The sequence below is a fragment of the Arthrobacter cheniae genome (assembly GCF_003602275.1).
Taxonomy (GTDB): domain Bacteria; phylum Actinomycetota; class Actinomycetes; order Actinomycetales; family Micrococcaceae; genus Arthrobacter_D; species Arthrobacter_D cheniae.
Genome location: NZ_QZVT01000005.1, coordinates 367,871 through 386,330, shown reverse-complemented (window position 1 = coordinate 386,330; position 18,460 = coordinate 367,871). Strand labels below are relative to the sequence as shown.

Here is an 18,460-nt window from a genome sequence, read left to right as displayed (position 1 = left end):
ACTGCACCCGAGAGAGTGTGGGAGAGTAGGACACCGCCGGACAACCATTACACACGGAAGGCCCCACACCACCAGGTGCGGGGCCTTCCGTACGTTAACCCCACACCACTACCACCGGGCCACACCCCACCGGACCACACCGGGCCGCATCGGCCAACCAGCCACACCGGAACACCAGCCAACCTGCACACCCGGCAGCTAGGCCCAATGCTCCGAGCGATTCCAGGCGCACACGGCCGGCCCGCCACGGCATCACCGGCCGGCCCACACGGCTGCCGGCCAGCCGCCACACGCTCACTCCAGCGCAGCTAACGCCACCTCGGGCTACCGGATGCCGGCTCCAGCCGACTTCGCATCAACGACCCTCGAACCCGCCCACCTTGTGCCGGTCTGCCGAGCACTAGCGTCACGACCGCGTTAGGGCAATGGCTACCGGGGACGAGTAATGCCGTCAGCGGTGGTAGCAGCAAGTAAGTCAGACGATTTCTTGAGGTACGCCTAGAGGGAGTCACAGTAGGGAGAGCGTTCGTCCAGAATCCGGGTAAGCCCGAGCCCTGCATCACATCGCCCTCTTTCCAACGACGTCGATGAAGTGGTCGCCGGGGCTTCGTGGTTCCATAGAAGAGTAAGACCCACAGCAAAATAGAGATCCGCCGGCAGGACGACGCCGGCACCTGATGAGAGGACCGCGCTGCCATGACCGAGCAGGAGCACACCGCTGGACAAGACGGGGATTCCCGCCAGCCGGGAAGCCGAAGCGGCAGTAGTCAGGATGGATCCGGGCAGCGCGGTCGGCACTCCTGGGGGTCGAAGGCTGCAAAGGCTCCCCGCAAGGACGACGGTGCTGCGCCAGACCGAAGCACTGACGCTTCAGAGCGGGCCGAGCGCGATCGTTCCAGCAGCGGTTCACCCAGTGAACGCCCGGCCTCTACTTCGTGCGCGGACCGTCGCAGCGATTCGCCGGAGGCTGGCATTCGAGGAGCGGGCAACGAGGGACGCCCCGCCGGTGGCTTCAGCGGCAGGAATAGCGAGGGACGCCCCGCCGGCGGGCGTTCGCCGTGGAAGGGCCAGTCAGATACCCGCGGTGCTGATCGCCGCGAAGGAAAGCCCGCGTGGAAGGGCAGGTCTGATGATCGGCCGACCGAAGGTCAGGGGGGACGGACTGAGCGGCCTGCCCAGGGCGGATTCCAGCGTGACCGTCCGGCGTCAGGACGTGATGCGCGTTCGACCCCGGGTCGCGATGGCGGTCAGGGTGGACGGCGCAACGATACCGGGGGACGTGATACCGGCCAGTCAGCCCCGCGCTCGTACGGTCGTCCGGACCGCGGTACGGATGAGGGGCGCGGCGCGCAACTTCGCGGCGCGGCTTCGCGCGGTGGTTCGGCCTCCGGGTCTGCAGCAGACAAGCAGTCCCGCTTCGGCGGTCGGGGCGGAGCGACGTCGGACAGGACCAGCGGCTCCGAGCGTCCCTGGCAATCCCGGTCCTCTTCACCAGAGGGGCGCACCAGCGGGCCGCGCACGTCGAGCGACCGCAGCGACTCCTTCCGCCGGCCCTCGGATCGCAACGAGCGTGGTGCAGGCGGTTTCCGTTCTGGCGACGACCGCCGTGGCGGAGGTCGACCGGACGAAGCATCCGCGGCTGGTCCGCGTACCCATAATGCTCGTGATCTCCGTAGCGCGAATCGGCCTGACCGTGAACGGTCTCCCGAGATAGACGAGGACGTCAAGGGTGACGAACTCGATCGGGTCACCCGTGCTCAGGTGCGCAACCTGGAGGAACGCAGCGCGCTCTGGGTATCGAAGCACCTCGTCATGGCGGGACGGCTACTCGAAATCGACCCGGAACTGGCCTTCCAGCATGCCTTGGCGGCGAGTCGCCGAGGTGGACGCCTGGCAGCTGTTCGTGAAGCCGTGGGGCTGACGGCGTACGCAGCCGGCCACTACGGGGAAGCCCTCAGGGAGTTCAGGACGTTCCGACGCATCAGTGGTTCGAATGTGCATCTCCCGGTGATGGCGGACTGTGAGCGCGGCCTCGGCCGTCCCGACAGGGCGCTCGACCTCGCACGCAGTGAAGAGGCTGAATCGCTGGACGCAGCAGGCAAGGCGGAGCTCGCCATGGTGATCTCCGGTGCTCGAGCGGACCTCGGTCAGCTCGACGCGGCCGTCTCGGCCCTCGAGATCCCGCAACTGGACCTGCACCGCGCCTTCGCCTTCAGCCCGCGACTGTTCCGTGCCTACGCGGACGCCCTCGACGCCGTCGGCCGATCTGATCAGTCCGACAAGTGGCGCCGCCAGGCGAGGGTAGCGGAGAAGGCTCTTGGGCTCGACGACGATCTGGAGCCGGACATCATCGACCTGGGTGAGGACGACGAGCCTGTGTCGAGCCCGGTCCCGAGGGTCGCGGACCTACTAGGAACGCCCGCCCCATCGGAGGACGGTGCTGTCGCAGGCAGCGCCGGTACCGGTGTCGAGCAGCCGATTGAGCCTGCCGCAGCGGAACAGCGCCGAGGTGAGCCCCTGCAGCAGGCGTCCATAGGTGGTCATGGCGGAGAGCGGCCGTCGGAGGAATCAGGCGACGAAGGCACAGCACCGGACGCAGGCGATGCAGAGGTCAGCGTAGAACCGGCCGTGCTCGGCGATGCTGATCGTCCGGAGGCGTCCGAACCGAACCTCGTGGGCGGGATGTCCCTGGACCTCGAGGCCGATCTCGAGCAGCTCGGGGAGGGTCGGGTGGCCGATGACATGCCGGAATCCAGCTCTTCCGAGGACGGGCACGACGACGCGCCGAAGGTGGAGCCCGAGGAGGAGCCTAAGGAAAAGCCGGAGGCCACATCCGAAGATGAGCCTGCGATAGCCCTTCCTGTCGACGCCTCACCTGAGGGAGGTTCCCCCACGCCGGTCGAGCTTTTGCAGACGGAGATGCTGTTCAGCATGGACGGATCGGGCAGCGCGGACATCGGCTCGTCCGACGACGCCCCGACCAAGGCCGCCGCAGACACGACTCGACGGGCATCCTTCACTCCTGCGGTCGAGTTCTCGGAGGGCGAGGTGCGGGCTGACCCGGCAACGGATAGCCGAGCAACGGTCATGCCGGCAGAGGGAAGGACTCCCGCGCCCGACGCGACTCAAACCTCGGGCGAGGTAGCTGATGCTCCTGCGGAGAAGGCGCCCAAGCGCAAGCGGAGCCCGAAGGCAGAGCCTGTGCAGGAGGATGTCGTCGATGAGTGAGCGGTTGATCGACGGTTTCGACGGGCTGCTCGCGGACCTCGACGGCGTCGTCTATGCCGGTCCGAACGCGATCGACGGGGCGACGGAAGCCCTCGACAGGCTCGCCCTCGAGGGCAAGAGCCTGGCCTACGTGACGAACAACGCGTCGCGGTCCTCCGAGGATGTCGCCGCGCATCTGCGTGAACTCGGGGCACCCGCCACAGCGGAGCAGGTCTTCGGCTCGGCGCTGGCCGGCGCGGAACTGCTGGCGGCGCAGGTAGCCGGCGGATCGACTGTCCTCGTGGTGGGTAGTGACACACTCGCACAGGCTGTCACCGCGCAGGGCCTCGTCGTCGTCGACTCGGCAGCCGATCGACCGGACGCGGTGATCCAGGGTTTCTCGCCGCTCCTCGGGTGGAAGGACCTGGCCGAGGCGGCCTACGCGGTCGCCGCCGGCGCAACGTGGATCGCCACCAATACGGACATGTCGATCCCGCAGGAGCGCGGGATCGCACCGGGGAACGGGACGCTGGTCGCCGCCGTCGCCGCTGCCACCGGCAAGCAACCGCTCATCGCAGGCAAGCCGGGCGCCGCTCTCTTCGAGACGGCTGCGCGGCATTCCGGTGTGGAGCGTGCCCTCGTCGTGGGGGACCGACTCGACACGGACATCCTGGGTGGTAATCGCGCGGGCATGGCAACGGCTCTGGTCCTCACGGGCGTCGACACGGTCCGGACGGCTCTGGCTGCGACCGTGGAAGAGCGGCCCGTGTACCTGATCGCGTCCCTCGCCGACCTGTACGAGGAGTATCCCGAGGTCAGCTTCGACGGCGATTCCTATTCCTGCCGCAACGCCAGGGCCAGGGTCGCGGACTCGACGGTCAGCGTCAGCGGCCGGGAGGACGACGTCGACAGCTGGCGTGCGGCGTGCGCCGCCTGGTGGGCCGCCCACCCGCACAAGGTCCCGGACACTGCGCCGTCGGTCGCGTTCACGCCGGTCCGCCAGGTAGTGCTGCATGGAGAGACACCGGCGGGTGATGGAGGCGGAAGGCATGGCAGGGATGGATGACGAAAGCGTCGAGAGGACGGGCGACAGCACGGCCGGCTCTGTGCCGTCATCAACGGGGGACCGCCATATCGATCAGATCCTGGCCGCGCTCGGCCGGCTCGATGACCTTCCCGTGTCGAATCACGCTGACGTCTACCTCGACGTCCACGACCGCCTCAGCGGCGAACTGAATCCGCAGCAGAAGCTTCGCGAGGCGGGAGCCCATGGCTCGCCTTGACCAGGAACTGGTGTTCCGCGGCCTTGCCCGATCACGGTCGCATGCAGCCCAGCTGATCGCGGCGGGGCGAGTCTTCCGGGACGGACACGTGGTGAGCAAGCCATCAGCCCCCATCCTGCCGGCGGACATCCTTCTCGTCGAGGAACGCGGTGAGGACTACGTGAGCCGGGCGGGGAAGAAGCTCGACGGCGCCCTGCGTGCCTTTCCTGCGGTTGATCCCGCGGACAAGCGGTGCCTCGACGCCGGTGCGTCGACAGGCGGTTTCACCGATGTCCTCCTCCGGCGGGGTGCTCGTGAGGTCGCGGCAGTCGACGTCGGACACGGCCAGCTCGTACAGAAGTTGCGCGACGACCCGCGTGTGCAGGTCTTCGAGGGCATGAACGTCCGTCACCTCGTTCCGGCAGATATCGGCGGTCCGGCGCAGCTCACGGTCGCGGACCTCTCCTTCATCTCGCTGCGCCTGGTCATGGCCGCCCTCGCCGGCGCCACAGAGGCAGGCGGTGACCTGCTGCTGATGGCGAAGCCCCAGTTCGAAGTCGGCCGCGGTGGCCTCAACCGCCTGGGCGTCGTGACGTCGGACAACGCCCGACGTCGCGCAGTAGGAGGCGTCCTGCGGTCTGCGCTTGCGTGCGGGCTGAATCTCGCCGGAATTGCGCAGAGCGAATTGCCGGGACAGGACGGCAACCTGGAGTACTTCGTGTGGATAAAGGTGCCCCGCGGAGGATTGATGCCTAGGATCGAAGAGGAGCTGGACCGGTTGACGGAGCGGGCACTCGCTGAGAGCAGCCTCTTCCCGCCACCGCGCCGCTCCACCGATCAGACGGAGCTTGATGAGTAGACGAATTATGGTGCTCGCGCACACCGGCCGCAGGAACGCGATGATCGCGGCGCAGGAAGCGTGTACGCGCCTGCATGAGCTCGGTCTCCAGCCGGTCATGCGTCCCGAGGAGCTCGCCGACATCCAGCGCGAGTACGGTGCGCTGGCCGCTCCCGCCGAGGTGTTGGGTGACGACTTCGGCGACGTCGAACTCGTCATGGTGCTCGGTGGTGACGGCACCATCCTCCGCGCGGCCGAACTCGTTCGCGAAGCAGGCATCCCCCTGCTCGGCGTCAATCTCGGACACGTGGGATTCCTGGCGGAGAGTGAGCGTGCTGATCTCGAGGAGACGGTGCGCTGGGTCGCCGACCGCAGCTACACCGTGGAGGAGCGGACCACCATCGAGGTCCTCGTGTGGCAGGGGGATACCCTGTTGGGCACCAGCTGGGCCCTCAATGAGGCCGCCGTGGAGAAGGCGAACCGTGAGCGCATGATCGAGGTCGTGATGGAAGTCGACGGCCGTCCTGTCAGCTCCTTCGGCTGCGATGGAGTGGTCCTCGCCACGCCGACCGGTTCTACGGCGTACGCGTTCTCCGCCAGCGGGCCGATCGTCTGGCCCGAGGTGGAGGCACTCCTCATGGTGCCGATCAGCGCCCACGCGCTCTTCGCCAAACCGCTCGTGGTCGCACCCACGTCGGTGCTCGCCGTCGAACTGCTCACCCGCACGGACGCGGCCGGTGTGCTGTGGTGCGATGGTCGGCGGAGCATCGAACTACCGCCGGGTGCCCGCGTCGAAGTGCGGCGATCCGACTACCCTGTTCGGCTTGCCCGTACCCGGCAGACGCCCTTCTCGGAGCGGCTCGTGCGCAAGTTCGAGCTCCCTATCCAGGGGTGGCGCGGCCCGATCAAGCACCAGGACGGAGCGGCGCAATGATCGAGGAGATGCGGATCCGCGACCTCGGCGTCATCAGGGACGCCACGCTGAATCTCGGACCGGGACTGACGGTCGTGACCGGTGAGACCGGTGCAGGCAAGACGATGGTGATCACAGCCCTCGGGCTGCTACGGGGGGCCCGATCGGATGCCGGCGCCGTTCGGCTCGGGGCGAAGTCCGCCTCCGCCGAGGCTGTCCTGCGGCTGGACCCCAGCAGTGCCGCCGCACTGAGGGCCGTGGAAGCCGGCGCCTCGATGGAGGAGTACGACGGCGTCGCGGAACTGATCCTCGCGAGGACGGTGACGAGCGAGGGGCGCAGCCGTGCCTACGTCGGTGGCCGCGCGGCCCCCGTCGGTGTGCTGGCAGAACTGGGGGACGAGCTCGTTGTCGTGCATGGGCAATCCGACCAGTTGCGCCTGAAGGGTGCCCCCGCCCAGCGGCAGGCCCTCGACAAGTTCGGTGGGAAACCCGTCGAGGAGGCCCTGCGCGCCTACGAGGATGCTTTTCGCCGCTGGCGCGACGCCCTCGCCGAACGCGACAGGCTGAGGAGCGAGGCCCGTGAGCGGCTCCGCGAGGCCGAAGGCCTGGAAGCTGCCCTGGCCGAGATCGGAGAGCTCGACCCTCAGCCCGGGGAGGACGCCGCCCTGAAGGCTGAGTCGATGCGTCTCGGCAACCTCGAGGAGCTTCGAACAGCAGCCCTCGTGGCCCATCAGGCGCTGATCTCCGAGGAGATCGGGGCCAGTGCCGACGCCGTGTCGCTGGTCGACGAGGCGAAGCGGCAGCTCGAGGCCGTCGAGGAGCACGACGCCGATCTGGGCAGGCTCGCCGAGCGCCTCGCGGAGGTCGGCTACCTTCTGGCGGACATCTCCGCAGAGCTGGCCGGCTACGGAACCTCCCTCGACGGTGAGGGCGCGGGCAGGCTCGAGGAGGTCGAGTCGCGCCGTGCCGCACTCTCCGTCCTGGTGCGCAAGTACGCCCCGACCATCGATGAGGTGCTTGCATGGCAGGAGGACGCCGTCAAGCGGCTCCTGGAACTCAGCGGAGACTCCTCCCGCGTCGAGGCGCTCGACGACGAGATCGACGACCTGGACCGGCAGGTCCATGAGCTCGCCGACGCACTGTCCGCCCTGCGGCGTACGGCCGCCGGCAGCCTGGCAGGGAAAGTCAGCGACGAGCTGACCGCCCTCGCCATGCCGGACGCACAGCTGCTCATCGACCTCACGGCTGCGGAATCACTCACAATCCACGGTGCCGACGACATCTCGTTCAACCTGCAACCGCATCCGGGCTCGGCGCCGAGGGCCCTCGGCAAGGGGGCTTCGGGTGGTGAGCTCTCGCGCGTGATGCTGGCGATCGAGGTGGTCCTGGCCGCCGTCGATCCGGTGCCTACGTTCGTGTTCGACGAAGTTGATGCAGGCGTCGGCGGCAAGGCTGCAGTGGAGATTGGGCGGAGGCTTGCGATGCTGGCAGAACACGTCCAGGTCATCGTGGTGACGCACCTGCCCCAGGTCGCCGCATTCGCCGCCCGTCACATCCGCGTCACGAAGAACGTCTCCCGGGACGGCGACGGGGGAGGAGTGACTGCCAGCGACGTCGAGGTCCTGCCCGAGGACGAGCGGGTTCGCGAGCTCGCGAGGATGCTCGCCGGCCAGGAGGACTCCGCTTCGGCACGGGCGCACGCCGAGGAGCTTCTCGCCGATGCTGCCCGTACCGTCGCTCGGTGATAGCCTTGAACTCCGTGGCGCAGCAAATAAACTCCCGGTTCCTCAAGTCCGCAACGACCAAGCACATCTTCGTGACTGGCGGCGTGGCCTCCTCACTCGGCAAGGGACTGACGGCATCAAGCCTGGGTCATCTCCTCCGGGCGCGCGGCCTCTCCGTGACGATGCAGAAGCTTGATCCCTATCTGAACGTCGATCCCGGCACCATGAACCCCTTCCAGCACGGCGAGGTGTTCGTGACGGACGACGGAGCCGAGACCGACCTCGATATCGGCCACTACGAGCGGTTCCTCGACGAGAACCTCGACGGCTCCGCCAACGTGACGACCGGCCAGGTGTACTCCACGGTCATCGCCAGGGAGCGCCGTGGTGAATACCTCGGCGACACCGTGCAGGTCATTCCGCACATCACGGACGAGATCAAACGCCGCATGCGCCTGCCCGCCGAGGCGGCGCCCGGCAAGAAGGCCCCCGACGTGATCATCACCGAGATCGGCGGCACGGTAGGAGACATCGAGTCCCAGCCTTTCCTCGAGTCGGCACGCCAGGTCCGCCAGGACGTCGGCAGGAACAATGTCTTCTTCCTGCACGTCTCCCTGGTGCCCTACATCGGTCCGTCCCAGGAACTGAAGACCAAGCCGACGCAGCACTCGGTCGCGATGCTTCGCTCGATCGGTATCCAGCCGGACGCGATCGTCATCCGCTCCGACCGCGAGGTGCCCATGGCCATGCGCGAGAAGATCGGGCGCATGTGCGACGTCGACATCGACGCCGTCGTGAACGCCGCTGACGCGCCGAGCATCTACGACATCCCGAAGACCCTTCACGCGCAGGGCCTCGATGCATACATCGTGCAGGCCCTGAACCTGAAGTTCAAGGATGTCAACTGGACCAAGTGGAACAAGCTGCTCGAGGTGGTCCACAACCCGAAGCACCACGTCGAGGTGGCGCTCGTCGGCAAATACATCGACCTGCCCGACGCCTACCTCTCCGTCACCGAGGCGCTGCGAGCCGGAGGCTTCGCGAACAAGACGAAGGTCACCATCAAGTGGGTGCCCTCCGATGACTGCCAGACACCCGAGGGCGCAAGGAAGGCCCTCGAGGGCGTCGACGCGGTCTGCATCCCCGGGGGATTCGGGATCCGCGGACTCGAGGGCAAACTCGGGGCGCTGACCTATGCGCGCGAGAACAAGATCCCGACGCTCGGTCTTTGCCTGGGCCTGCAGTGCATGGTCATCGAATACGCCCGGAACGTCGTCGGACTCGAGGGCGCCTCCTCGAGCGAGTTCGAGCCGGACACCACGTACCCCGTCATCGCGACCATGGCCGAGCAGCTCGAGATCGTGGCCGGTGAAGGTGACATGGGTGGCACCATGCGCCTCGGTCGCTGGGAGGCCAAGCTCCAGGAGGGCTCGGTCATCGCCGCGACCTACGGCAAGACGACCGTGTTCGAGCGCCACCGCCACCGCTACGAGGTGAACAACGAGTACCGCGACCAGATCGCCGAGGCGGGTCTGGTGTTCTCGGGCACGACGACGGACGGCAAGCTCGTGGAGTTCGCCGAGCTTCCGAAGGACGTCCACCCCTACTACGTCTCCACCCAGGCCCACCCCGAGCTGAGTTCCCGGCCGACGCGCCCTCACCCGCTGTTCGCGGGCCTCGTCAAGGCGGCGCTCGAGCGCCGCGGCGCGAAGGTCTGACGGTGCTGCTGGTGGCAGGGCACGACAGCGACACCTTCGGCGACGAGCAGAGCCCGCGCCGGCTGCTCGGGACCACGACGGTCTACGAGGGGCGGGTGTGGGATGTCGTCAGTGAGGAGTTCACCCTGACGGATGACGGCGAGTCCATCACGCGTGACTTCATCCGGCATCCCGGTGCGGTCGCCGTCCTGGTGCTCAATGATGACGATCAGGTGCTGCTCATACGCCAGTACCGCCACCCGGTTCGCATGGCGCTCTGGGAGATCCCGGCCGGATTGCTCGACGAGGAGGGTGAGGACTTCGTCGACGCCGCCGCCCGGGAGCTGGCGGAGGAAGCCGACCTCACGGCGGGTCGGTGGCATGTACTGGTGGACCTGTTCCTGTCGCCGGGGTCCTCCTCCGAGGCCCTGCGGGTGTACCTGGCGCGCGGGATCGGCGACGTTCCCGAGTCCGACCGGCACACTCGCACCCACGAGGAAGCCGAGATCGAGCTGAAGTGGGTGGATCTCGATACCGCGATCAGCGCAGCGCTCGAGGGCCGCATCCACAGCCCGTCCGCCGTGGCCGCTATCCTCGCGGCCGGTGTGGCACGTGGAAACGGCTTCGCCGACCTCCGTCCCGCGACGACGCCCTGGCCCGAACACCCCAGCCAGCATTCGACGTGGCCGCGCGGCGCCGTGCTCGAGAGCTGACCAGCATGCCGGAACCGGCGCCGGCCGAAGGGGACGGGCCTCTGTCCGCCCTCGTCAGGGACTACCTGCAGCACATGTCCGTGGAGCGGGGCCTGTCCCTGAACACACTGGCGGCCTACCGGCGCGATCTGAGGCGCTACGAGGCATTCCTAGGTGGCCGTCACGTCGTCGACGCGGCCGGTATCACCCGGCACGATGTCTCCGCGTTCGCGCAGGCGGTCGTCTCCGGCGAGGATGGACTGTCGCCGCTGAGCCCGAGATCCGCAGCGCGCACGATCGTCGCAGTGCGCGGACTTCACCGGTTCTGGGCGCTGGAGGGCATGACCGAGGGCGATCCGGCCCGGGACGTCCACCCACCGATGACGGGGCAACGCCTGCCCAAGGCCATCCCGGTGGCCGACGTCGTGAAGATCCTCGAATCCGTCGATACCAGCACCCCGGCGGGCCAGCGGGATAGGGCGCTGCTCGAGTTCCTCTACTCCACCGGAGCGCGCATCAGTGAGGCCATCGGCCTCGACGTCGACGACGTCTCCGTCAGCGACGCGCTCGACGGTCCCGCCGTCGTCCGCCTCACCGGCAAGGGCTCCAAGGAGCGGCTTGTTCCTGTGGGCTCCTACGCGGCCCGGGCCGTCGACGCCTATCTCGTACGGGGGAGGCCCGCGCTCGCGTCCAAGGGCAAGGGTAGCCCTGCGCTCTTCCTCAACGTCCGGGGAGGCCGCCTCAGCCGGCAGAGCGCCTGGAGCATCCTGAAGACGGCGACCGAGCGTGCAGAGGTGAAGCAGGACGTCTCGCCCCACACGCTCCGGCACTCCTTCGCCACCCATCTGCTCGAAGGTGGCGCGGACGTCCGCGTGGTGCAGGAACTCCTCGGGCACGCGTCCGTCACCACCACTCAGGTCTACACCCTGGTCACCGCAGATACGCTGCGCGAGGTCTACGCGGCAGCGCACCCGCGAGCCCGTGCCTGAGATCCCCGGGGAAGCGGCCGGACCGGGCGAGTGGACGACCATCGACGGCGTCTGCTACCGCTCCGTGGTCCTGTGTTTCCTCTTCCGTCCGTCCCGACGCGCCGGATCCGAACGCGGAGCAGCCCTCCCCGACGTTCAGGGAAGTTCCGGACCCCGTCCGCCCGGAACGAGGGAGGTACTCCTCGGCCTGAAGCTCACCGGCTTCGGTACCGGCCGTGTCGTGGCACTCGGCGGCAAGATCGACGGCACGGAGACGGCGCTCGCAGCGGCCGTCCGCGAGGTGCACGAGGAGAGCGGTGTCCACCTCGAGCCCGAGGCGCTGCACGACGCCGGCCGCATCGCCTGGTCCTTCCCGGCGCGCCCGGACTGGAACATGGTGGCATTCCTGTTCTCCGCAGACGCGGGCAACGCTGATCCGCATACCAGCGAGGAGATCGAACCCCGGTGGTATGCGGTCGACGGCATCCCCTGGCCGGAGATGTGGAAGGACGCGCCCCACTGGTTACCGGCGCTCCTGGCGGGACGCCGGGTCGACGCGCACATCGTGATGTCGGGCGACAACGAGAACGTGGCCAGCGCCGTCGTCGGATAACGCCTGTCAGCTATCGCCGACGTGCCGTTCGTCCGGTCCGTTGTACAGGCTCAGCGGTCGGATCAGGGAGTTGGAGGCCGACTGCTCCATGATGTGAGCCGTCCAGCCCGTGATCCGGGCCGCGATGAACAGCGGTGTGAACATCTCCGTGTCGAATCCCATGAGGTGATAGGTGGGCCCGGCCGGGTAGTCGAGGTTGGGCTTGATGCCTTTTGCCTCGTCCATCGCGGTCTCCAGGCCGGAGTACAGCCCGAGGATCTCGCCGCGTCCGTAGAACCCGATCATGGCGTCGAGCGCCGACTTCATGGTGGGGACGCGGGAGTCGCCGTTCTTGTAGACGCGATGGCCGAACCCCATGACCTTCTTCTTCGACGCGAGGGCATCCTCCATCCAGGCCTTCGCGCGGGCGGCCGCCTGCTCCGAGGTCTCGTCCTCGCGGATACCGATCTCCTCGAAGGTGTGCATGACGGCCTCGTTCGCACCACCGTGCAGGGCTCCCTTGAGGGCGCCGATCGCACCGGTGACGGCCGAGTGCAGGTCGGCGAGCGTCGACGTGATGACCCTCGCCGTGAAGGTCGACGCATTGAACGAGTGTTCCGCGTAGAGGACCATCGAGACGTCGAACGCGTGCACCACCTCTGCCGGTGCCTCCTCGCCGAACGTCATCCACAGGAAGTTCGCGGAGTAGCCGAGGTCGTCGCGGGGTTCGACGAGAGCCTGTCCGCGCCGGCGTCGCTGGTCATAGGCCACGACGGCGGGAAAGGCGGCGAACAGCGTGGCCGCCTTCTCCATGTTCGCCTCGACGGAGTTGTCACCGGCGAGCGGATGGCTGGCACCCATGACGGACACGGCGGTCCGCGCGACGTCCATGGGGTGCGCCGTCAGCGGAAGGAGGTCGATGGCCGCGACGACCTGATCCGGCAGGGCGCGATGCGCCCGCTCGAACGCGTCGAAACCCTGACGCTCCCCGGAATCCGGCAGTTCGCCGTTCCACAGCAGGTAGGCGACGTCCTCGACGTCGCGATGTCCCGCCAGCTCCTGCACGGGGTAGCCCCGGTACAGGAGCGAATTCGTCTCGGGGTTCACTTTCGAGATCGCGGTGTAGTCCACCACGACCCCGGCCAGGCCCTTATGGATCTCAGGTTCTGTCAAGGCTGCTCCTTCTGTGCATCGGGTCCTGCTGCTTCGGATGGGGCCGCCCGCTTGCCGTCCGGTACCTCGAAATTGAAGACCGAGGAGTCGAAACGGTTGTATCCCTCGTAGTCCACGAGCTCATACAGGCGGCTGCGTGTCTGCATCTCACCCAGTGCCGATTCCTGCGTCCCGTTGAGCCGGATCGAGTCCAGCGTACGCTCGGCGGCGCCCATCGCACTGCGCAGCAGCGTGACGGGATAGATGACGATGCTGACGCCGACGTCCTGCAGCTGGTCGACGGTGAAGAGATCGCTCTTGCCGAACTCGGTCATGTTCGCCAGGATCGGCACGTCGACGGCATCGCGGATGGCCTGGAACTCGGTGAGGCTGCGCATCGCTTCGGGGAAGATGGCATCCGCCCCGGCGTCGACGAGCGCCCGGGACCGTTCCTGGGCGGCCTGGAGGCTGTCCGTACCGCGGATGTCCGTGCGGGCCATGATGAGGAAGTTGGGATCCCGGCGGGCATCGGCTGCGGCGCGGATGCGCTTCACCGCCGTGTCGAGGTCGACGACGTTCTTGCCGTCGAGATGGCCGCACCGCTTGGGGTTGAACTGGTCCTCGACGTGGCACCCCGCAAGGCCTGCGTTCTCCAGCTCCTGGACGCTGCGCGCTACGTTCATCGGTTCGCCGAAGCCGGTGTCGGCGTCGACGATGCAGGGCAGGTCGGTCATGCGGGCGATCTGCCCGGCGCGATGCGCCACTTCCGTGAGGGTGGTCAGGCCGATGTCCGGCAGCCCGAGGTCGGCGGCGATCACGGCGCCCGAGATGTAGACGCCGTCGAACCCCTTGTCGCCGATCAGTCGCGCGGACAGGGGGTTGAAGGCGCCCGGGAACTGCTGGAGCCGCCCGGAGGACAGTCCCTCCCTCAGGGTTCGGCGCTTCTGCTCCGGGGTGACGCTCGAGTACAGCACGCCGGCCCCCTACAGGAGTCCCTGCGGCGCCGGCGCCGCATCGATGAGGCCGGGACGGGCGACGACGTTGAGTTGGCCGAGCGATCCGGCCGGCAGGTCCGGAAGCTGTTCGACGGCGGCCAGGAAGCGGTCGATCTCCGCGTCCTCGACGATGCCGGTAGCGAGCATGCGCAGCTTGGCGATGTAGTCTGCGCGGGCGAAGGGCCGTGCACCGAGGGGGTGTGCGTCGGCGACGGCGATCTCCTCGGTGATGACGGTTCCGTTGGTCAGGGTGATCTCGACCCGCCCGCCGAATGCCTTCTCTGCGATGTCCAGGGAATGGTAGCGGCGTGTCCACTCCGGATCCTCGAGGGTGGTGACCTTGTGCCAGAGCGCCACGGTGTCGGGACGTGCAGCCCGGGCCGGTGCGTACGAGTCCTCGTGGTGCCATCGGCCGTCCTGCAGGGCGACGGTGAAGATGTACGGGATGGAGTGGTCGAGCGTTTCGCGGGAAGCCGTCGGGTCGTACTTCTGCGGGTCATTGGCGCCGGAGCCGATGACGAAGTGGGTGTGGTGCGAGGTATGGATGACGATGGATGCCACGTTCCCGGGATCCGTCGCCTCCGGGTGCGAGCCGTGGAGCCGACGCGCGAGGTCGATCCAGGCCTGCGCCTGGTACTCGGCGGAGTGCTCCTTGGTATACGTGTCGAGGATCGCGCGCTTGGGTTCGCCCTCGGCCGGCAGGGGGACCTCGTAGGCGGCATCGAGGCCGTCGAGGAGCCAGGCGATCACGCCGTCCTCGCCTTCGTAGATCGGGGTGGGCGAGGTCTGGCCGAGCATCGCCCGGTCCACGGCCTCGACAGCCATCTTGCCGGCGAAGGCCGGTGCATGGGCCTTCCACGTCGAGATCTCGCCCTTCCGTGACTGCCGGGTCGCCGTCGTCGTGTGCAGGGCCTGTCCGACGGCGTGAAAGATGACGTCCGGGTCCAGTCCGAGGAGTGTGCCGATGCCGGCGGCGGCGGACGGGCCGAGGTGGGCGACGTGGTCGATCTTGTGCTCGTGCAGGCAGATGGCCTTCACGAGGTCCACCTGGATCTCATAGCCGGTGGCGATCGCGCGGACGAGGTCGTGGCCGGAGGCTCCGGTGTGCTGGGCGGCCGCGAGGATCGGCGGGATGTTGTCGCCGGGGTGGGAGTAGTCGGCCGCCAGGAAGGTGTCGTGGTAATCGAGCTCCCGCACCGCGACCCCATTGGCCCAGGCCGCCCACTCCGCCGAGACGGGAGCATCGACGCCGAAGACGGCGGCCCCCGCGCCATGCGCGGAGATCGGGTGGCTGAGCGCCTGGGCGCGGGCCGCGACGACGGGCGCCCGGGTGAGCGACGCGATCGCAACGGAGGCGTTGTCGATCACGCGGTTGATCACCATGTCGGTGACCTCGGCGGTGACCGCGACGGGATCGGTGGCGACCCCGGCGATCTTCCAGGCCAGCTGCCCGGTCCTCGGGAGGTTCTCCTCGCTGCGATGGACGCGAACGGGATGCAGTTCAACCATGGTGTTCCTTCCGGTGGTCGGGCGTTTCGGTGCAGGTGCAGGTGCAGGTGCAGGTGCAGGTGCAGGTGTGGGTCCCGGTGGAGGGTACGGTCCCGGCCGGCCCGGTGGGCGTGGCGAGCAGGTGCTGCAGGCTGTTGTGGAGGTGTACCCGCATGGAAGCCTCGGCGAGGTCCGCGTTGCCCGCGCTGAGGGCGAGGGCGATCTGCTCGTGCTCCCGGGCCGAGGCGAGGAGACGCGCGGGGTTGTCCCGTGCCAGCCGCCGAACCCGTGCCAGATGGGTACGGATGGGTTTCTGTGCCTGCAGGAGATAGGGGTTCGCTGCTGCTTCGTCGATCTGCTGGTCGAGGCGCGCGACAAGCGCGTAGTAGTCCTCGTGGCCGTCGTCGACCTGGCCGTCCTCATCACAGCCCAGGCCGGCTCCGGCGATGCGGAACTCCTCGGCGAGCGATGCGAAGACGCCGGACGAATGGCGCAGGGCGGCCCGACGCACCGCCGCGCACTCCAGCGGCAACCGGACATCGAAGAGATCGGCGACGGCCTCGAGGGAGATGGCGGAGACGACGACGCCTCGTCCGGCGTGGGGTGTGGCGAGCCCTTCGGCGATCAGCCGGGAGAGCGCTTCGCGGAGGGGTGTGCGGGAGACGCCGAGCCTCGCCGATTGCTCGACCTCAGCCAGCAGGTCGCCCGGTGCAAGCCGCCACTCGACGATGTCGGACCGAAGGAGGGAGTAGGCGCGGTCACTGGCTCGCATGCTTCCCTCCCGGTCTCCTTCGACGTAGCGCCTGTGTCAGCACTGCACCGCCTAGCTCTCAATGTATACACGAGAACGCAGAGGAGTAGGAAAATCACCCAAAGTCCTTTCCAGGGGCTCTTCCTGTATACAGGAGCGGAAACCGTCGCTGCAGGTCGTGGTACTGTTCCTCACCAACCACGCGCAACGAGGGGCGATTATGGCTGCAGCAGCGACCGATGCCGGACACGGCACGTCAGCATCCGACGACTATCGGCAGCTTCATGCTGCCAGCCTCAACGACCCGGATGCATTCTGGCTGGGCGCCGCTCGAGCAGTCGACTGGTTCCGCCCGCCCACCACAGCGCTCGACGGCACCTCGGCACCGTTGTACCGCTGGTTCCCGTCCGCCACCCTCAACACGAGCTACAACGCACTCGACCGGCACGTCGATGCGGGGCGCGGCGACCAGCCGGCGCTGGTCTACGACTCCGCGATGCTGGGCATCAGCCGCAGCTACACCTATGCCGAGTTGCGCGATGAGGTCGCAGTTTTCGCAGGGGTGCTCGCCGGTCTCGGCGTCGGCAAGGGGGACCGGGTCCTCGTGTACCTGCCGATGATCCCCGAGGCCGTCATCGCCATGCTCGCCACCGCCCGGCTCGGCGCCATCCACTCCGTGGTGTTCGGGGGATTCGCGCCCGCGGAACTGGCGTCCCGAATCCGTGACGCGCGGCCTGCTGCCGTCGTCACCGCGTCGGGCGGCCTCGAACCCGGGCGGCGCGTCGAATACCTGCCCGCGGTCCGGGAGGCCCTCGCGCTCGCGGACCGCGCCGATATGCCCGTCGTGGTGAAGCATCGCGATGGTTTCGAGCACGGCGTCCCCGTTGCTGCGAACGACCACACAAGCGCTGGGACGCACTGGGTGGACTGGGACGACGCGATGTTCGTTGCCGTCGCCGTCGCCCCGGTCGAAGTGGCTGCGACGGATCCGCTCTACATCCTGTACACGTCGGGCACCACCGGCTCACCCAAGGGCGTGGTGCGTGACAACGGCGGCCACGCCGTCGCACTCACCTGGTCGATGCAGGGTATCTACGGAATCGGTCCGGGTGACGTCATGCTGACGGCGTCCGACGTCGGCTGGGTGGTCGGGCACTCCTACATCGTCTACGGCCCGCTCCTGGCGGGTGCGACAACGGTCCTGTACGAGGGGAAGCCGGTGGGCACTCCCGACGCCGGAGCCTTCGGGAGGTTGATCGAGCAGCACCGCGTGAAGGTGCTCTTCACGGCGCCAACGGCCCTGCGCGCCATCCGGCGGGCCGACCCCGAGGGTTCTGCCGTACGCGAATACGATCTATCGTCGCTGGTGACACTCTTCTCTGCCGGCGAGCGGCTCGACACGGGCACCTCCGCCTGGATCGGCGACGTCCTCGGCGTTCCCGTCGTCGACAACTGGTGGCAGACCGAGACAGGGTGGCCCATCTGCGCCAACCCGCGCGGACTCGGCGGGATCGAGCTGAAGCCCGGATCGCCCTCGCTGCCCTCGCCGGGATTCGACGTCGTCATCCTCGGTCAGGATGGGCACCCGGTTCCGGCGGGTGAAGAGGGAAGCATCGCACTCCGGCTCCCGCTGCCGCCCGGCACCCTCACGACGCTGTGGGGGAGCGATGAACGGTATCGGGATTCCTATCTCAGCGCGTTCGAGGGCTACTACACCAGCGGCGACTCGGGCTACCTGGACGCCGACGGCTATGTCTTCGTGATGGGACGGACCGACGACGTCATCAACGTGGCCGGGCACCGGCTGTCCACGGGGGCGATCGAACAGGTCATAGCCCAGCATGCCGCCGTTGCGGAGTGCGCAGTCCTCGGATTGCACGATCCCGTGAAGGGCCAGAGGGCCAGCGGCTATGTGGTGCTCAAGTCAGGAGTCACCATCGACCCGGCGTCGCTCGAGGCGGAGCTGGTGCACATGGTGCGCACGACCATAGGTCCCGTCGCGGACTTCAAGTCGGCCGTCGTGGTCGACGCACTACCGAAGACCCGCTCGGGCAAGATCCTCAGGAAGACGATGCGCCAGATGGCCGCGGGCGAGGAGTACACCGTGCCGTCCACCATCGAGGACCCGTCCGTGCTCGAGGCGCTGGCTCCGCTGCTACGACCGGTGTCGCACGGCTGAGT

Annotated in this window: 15 protein-coding genes; 11 read left to right on the top strand and 4 right to left on the bottom strand. The window is 68.0% G+C overall.

Annotated features, from left to right (window positions below; genetic code table 11):
* The first annotated feature begins 1,761 nt into the window (after positions 1-1,761).
* Genes D6T63_RS19535 through D6T63_RS11975 form a run of 10 tightly spaced genes read left to right on the top strand, consistent with a single transcriptional unit; the run spans position 1,762 to position 11,914 of the window.
* A complete protein-coding gene (locus D6T63_RS19535) occupies positions 1,762-3,228 on the top strand; it encodes a hypothetical protein (protein ID WP_220725929.1) in 1,467 nt (488 codons plus the stop codon).
* Positions 3,221-4,273 carry an HAD-IIA family hydrolase gene (locus tag D6T63_RS12015; protein WP_182976973.1) on the top strand — a complete coding sequence of 351 codons (1,053 nt, stop codon included), beginning with the start codon at positions 3,221-3,223 and terminating at the stop codon, positions 4,271-4,273. Before D6T63_RS19535 ends, D6T63_RS12015 begins: the two co-directional genes overlap by 8 nt.
* Positions 4,266-4,490, top strand: a complete 225-nt coding sequence (locus tag D6T63_RS12010; protein ID WP_147394359.1) for a hypothetical protein — start codon at positions 4,266-4,268, stop codon at positions 4,488-4,490. The genes D6T63_RS12015 and D6T63_RS12010 overlap by 8 nt, the downstream gene beginning before the upstream one ends.
* Positions 4,477-5,328: a TlyA family RNA methyltransferase gene (locus D6T63_RS12005; protein ID WP_120149255.1), complete on the top strand. Its 852-nt coding sequence runs from the start codon at positions 4,477-4,479 to the stop codon at positions 5,326-5,328. Before D6T63_RS12010 ends, D6T63_RS12005 begins: the two co-directional genes overlap by 14 nt.
* Positions 5,321-6,241 (top strand): NAD kinase, encoded by a 921-nt coding sequence (locus D6T63_RS12000; protein ID WP_120149254.1) that lies wholly within the window; start codon positions 5,321-5,323, stop codon positions 6,239-6,241. The genes D6T63_RS12005 and D6T63_RS12000 overlap by 8 nt, the downstream gene beginning before the upstream one ends.
* Positions 6,238-7,965, top strand: coding sequence for a DNA repair protein RecN (gene recN, locus D6T63_RS11995; protein ID WP_120149253.1), 1,728 nt, complete (start codon positions 6,238-6,240; stop codon positions 7,963-7,965). The genes D6T63_RS12000 and recN overlap by 4 nt, the downstream gene beginning before the upstream one ends.
* Positions 7,962-9,662 carry a CTP synthase gene (locus tag D6T63_RS11990; RefSeq protein WP_120149252.1) on the top strand — a complete coding sequence of 567 codons (1,701 nt, stop codon included), beginning with the start codon at positions 7,962-7,964 and terminating at the stop codon, positions 9,660-9,662. The genes recN and D6T63_RS11990 overlap by 4 nt, the downstream gene beginning before the upstream one ends.
* An 11-nt stretch (positions 9,663-9,673) precedes the next feature.
* Positions 9,674-10,354: an NUDIX domain-containing protein gene (locus tag D6T63_RS11985; RefSeq protein WP_235830703.1), complete on the top strand. Its 681-nt coding sequence runs from the start codon at positions 9,674-9,676 to the stop codon at positions 10,352-10,354.
* 5 nt (positions 10,355-10,359) lie between these two features.
* A complete protein-coding gene (xerD, locus tag D6T63_RS11980) occupies positions 10,360-11,322 on the top strand; it encodes a site-specific tyrosine recombinase XerD (RefSeq protein ID WP_120149304.1) in 963 nt (320 codons plus the stop codon).
* Entirely contained in the window at positions 11,315-11,914 is a 600-nt protein-coding gene (locus tag D6T63_RS11975; RefSeq protein WP_235830702.1) for an 8-oxo-dGTP diphosphatase, read from the top strand. Before xerD ends, D6T63_RS11975 begins: the two co-directional genes overlap by 8 nt.
* Before the next feature lie 6 nt (positions 11,915-11,920).
* Here D6T63_RS11975 and D6T63_RS11970 read toward each other — a convergent pair whose 3' ends face one another.
* Genes D6T63_RS11970 through D6T63_RS11955 form a run of 4 tightly spaced genes read right to left on the bottom strand, consistent with a single transcriptional unit; the run spans position 11,921 to position 16,300 of the window.
* Positions 11,921-13,066: a bifunctional 2-methylcitrate synthase/citrate synthase gene (locus D6T63_RS11970; protein WP_120149250.1), complete on the bottom strand. Its 1,146-nt coding sequence runs from the start codon at positions 13,064-13,066 to the stop codon at positions 11,921-11,923.
* The gene (prpB, locus tag D6T63_RS11965; protein WP_120149249.1) at positions 13,063-14,019 is read right to left on the bottom strand and encodes a methylisocitrate lyase; all 957 of its coding nucleotides are present in this window, start codon (positions 14,017-14,019) and stop codon (positions 13,063-13,065) included. Before prpB ends, D6T63_RS11970 begins: the two co-directional genes overlap by 4 nt.
* Before the next feature lie 9 nt (positions 14,020-14,028).
* On the bottom strand, positions 14,029-15,549 hold the full coding sequence (locus D6T63_RS11960) for an MmgE/PrpD family protein (RefSeq protein ID WP_120149248.1): 1,521 nt from the start codon (positions 15,547-15,549) through the stop codon (positions 14,029-14,031).
* Positions 15,542-16,300, bottom strand: a complete 759-nt coding sequence (locus D6T63_RS11955; RefSeq protein ID WP_120149247.1) for a GntR family transcriptional regulator — start codon at positions 16,298-16,300, stop codon at positions 15,542-15,544. The genes D6T63_RS11960 and D6T63_RS11955 overlap by 8 nt, the downstream gene beginning before the upstream one ends.
* Before the next feature lie 199 nt (positions 16,301-16,499).
* Here D6T63_RS11955 and D6T63_RS11950 point away from each other — a divergent pair, with 199 nt between their 5' ends.
* Complete coding sequence (locus tag D6T63_RS11950) at positions 16,500-18,458, top strand: AMP-binding protein (protein ID WP_120149246.1); 1,959 nt, start codon at positions 16,500-16,502, stop codon at positions 18,456-18,458.
* The last annotated feature ends 2 nt before the right edge of the window (positions 18,459-18,460 follow it).

Bases quoted from the DNA above. Each gene is read 5' to 3' on its own strand.
- recN (WP_120149253.1), top strand. From the start codon at position 6,238: ATGATCGAGGAGATGCGGATCCGCGACCTCGGCGTCATCAGGGACGCC.
- D6T63_RS12015 (WP_182976973.1), top strand. From the start codon at position 3,221: ATGAGTGAGCGGTTGATCGACGGTTTCGACGGGCTGCTCGCGGACCTC.
- xerD (WP_120149304.1), top strand. From the start codon at position 10,360: ATGCCGGAACCGGCGCCGGCCGAAGGGGACGGGCCTCTGTCCGCCCTC.
- D6T63_RS12000 (WP_120149254.1), top strand. From the start codon at position 5,321: ATGAGTAGACGAATTATGGTGCTCGCGCACACCGGCCGCAGGAACGCG.
- D6T63_RS12010 (WP_147394359.1), top strand. From the start codon at position 4,266: ATGGATGACGAAAGCGTCGAGAGGACGGGCGACAGCACGGCCGGCTCT.
- D6T63_RS11960 (WP_120149248.1), bottom strand. From the start codon at position 15,549: ATGGTTGAACTGCATCCCGTTCGCGTCCATCGCAGCGAGGAGAACCTC.
- D6T63_RS11950 (WP_120149246.1), top strand. From the start codon at position 16,500: ATGGCTGCAGCAGCGACCGATGCCGGACACGGCACGTCAGCATCCGAC.
- D6T63_RS12005 (WP_120149255.1), top strand. From the start codon at position 4,477: ATGGCTCGCCTTGACCAGGAACTGGTGTTCCGCGGCCTTGCCCGATCA.
- D6T63_RS11955 (WP_120149247.1), bottom strand. From the start codon at position 16,300: ATGCGAGCCAGTGACCGCGCCTACTCCCTCCTTCGGTCCGACATCGTC.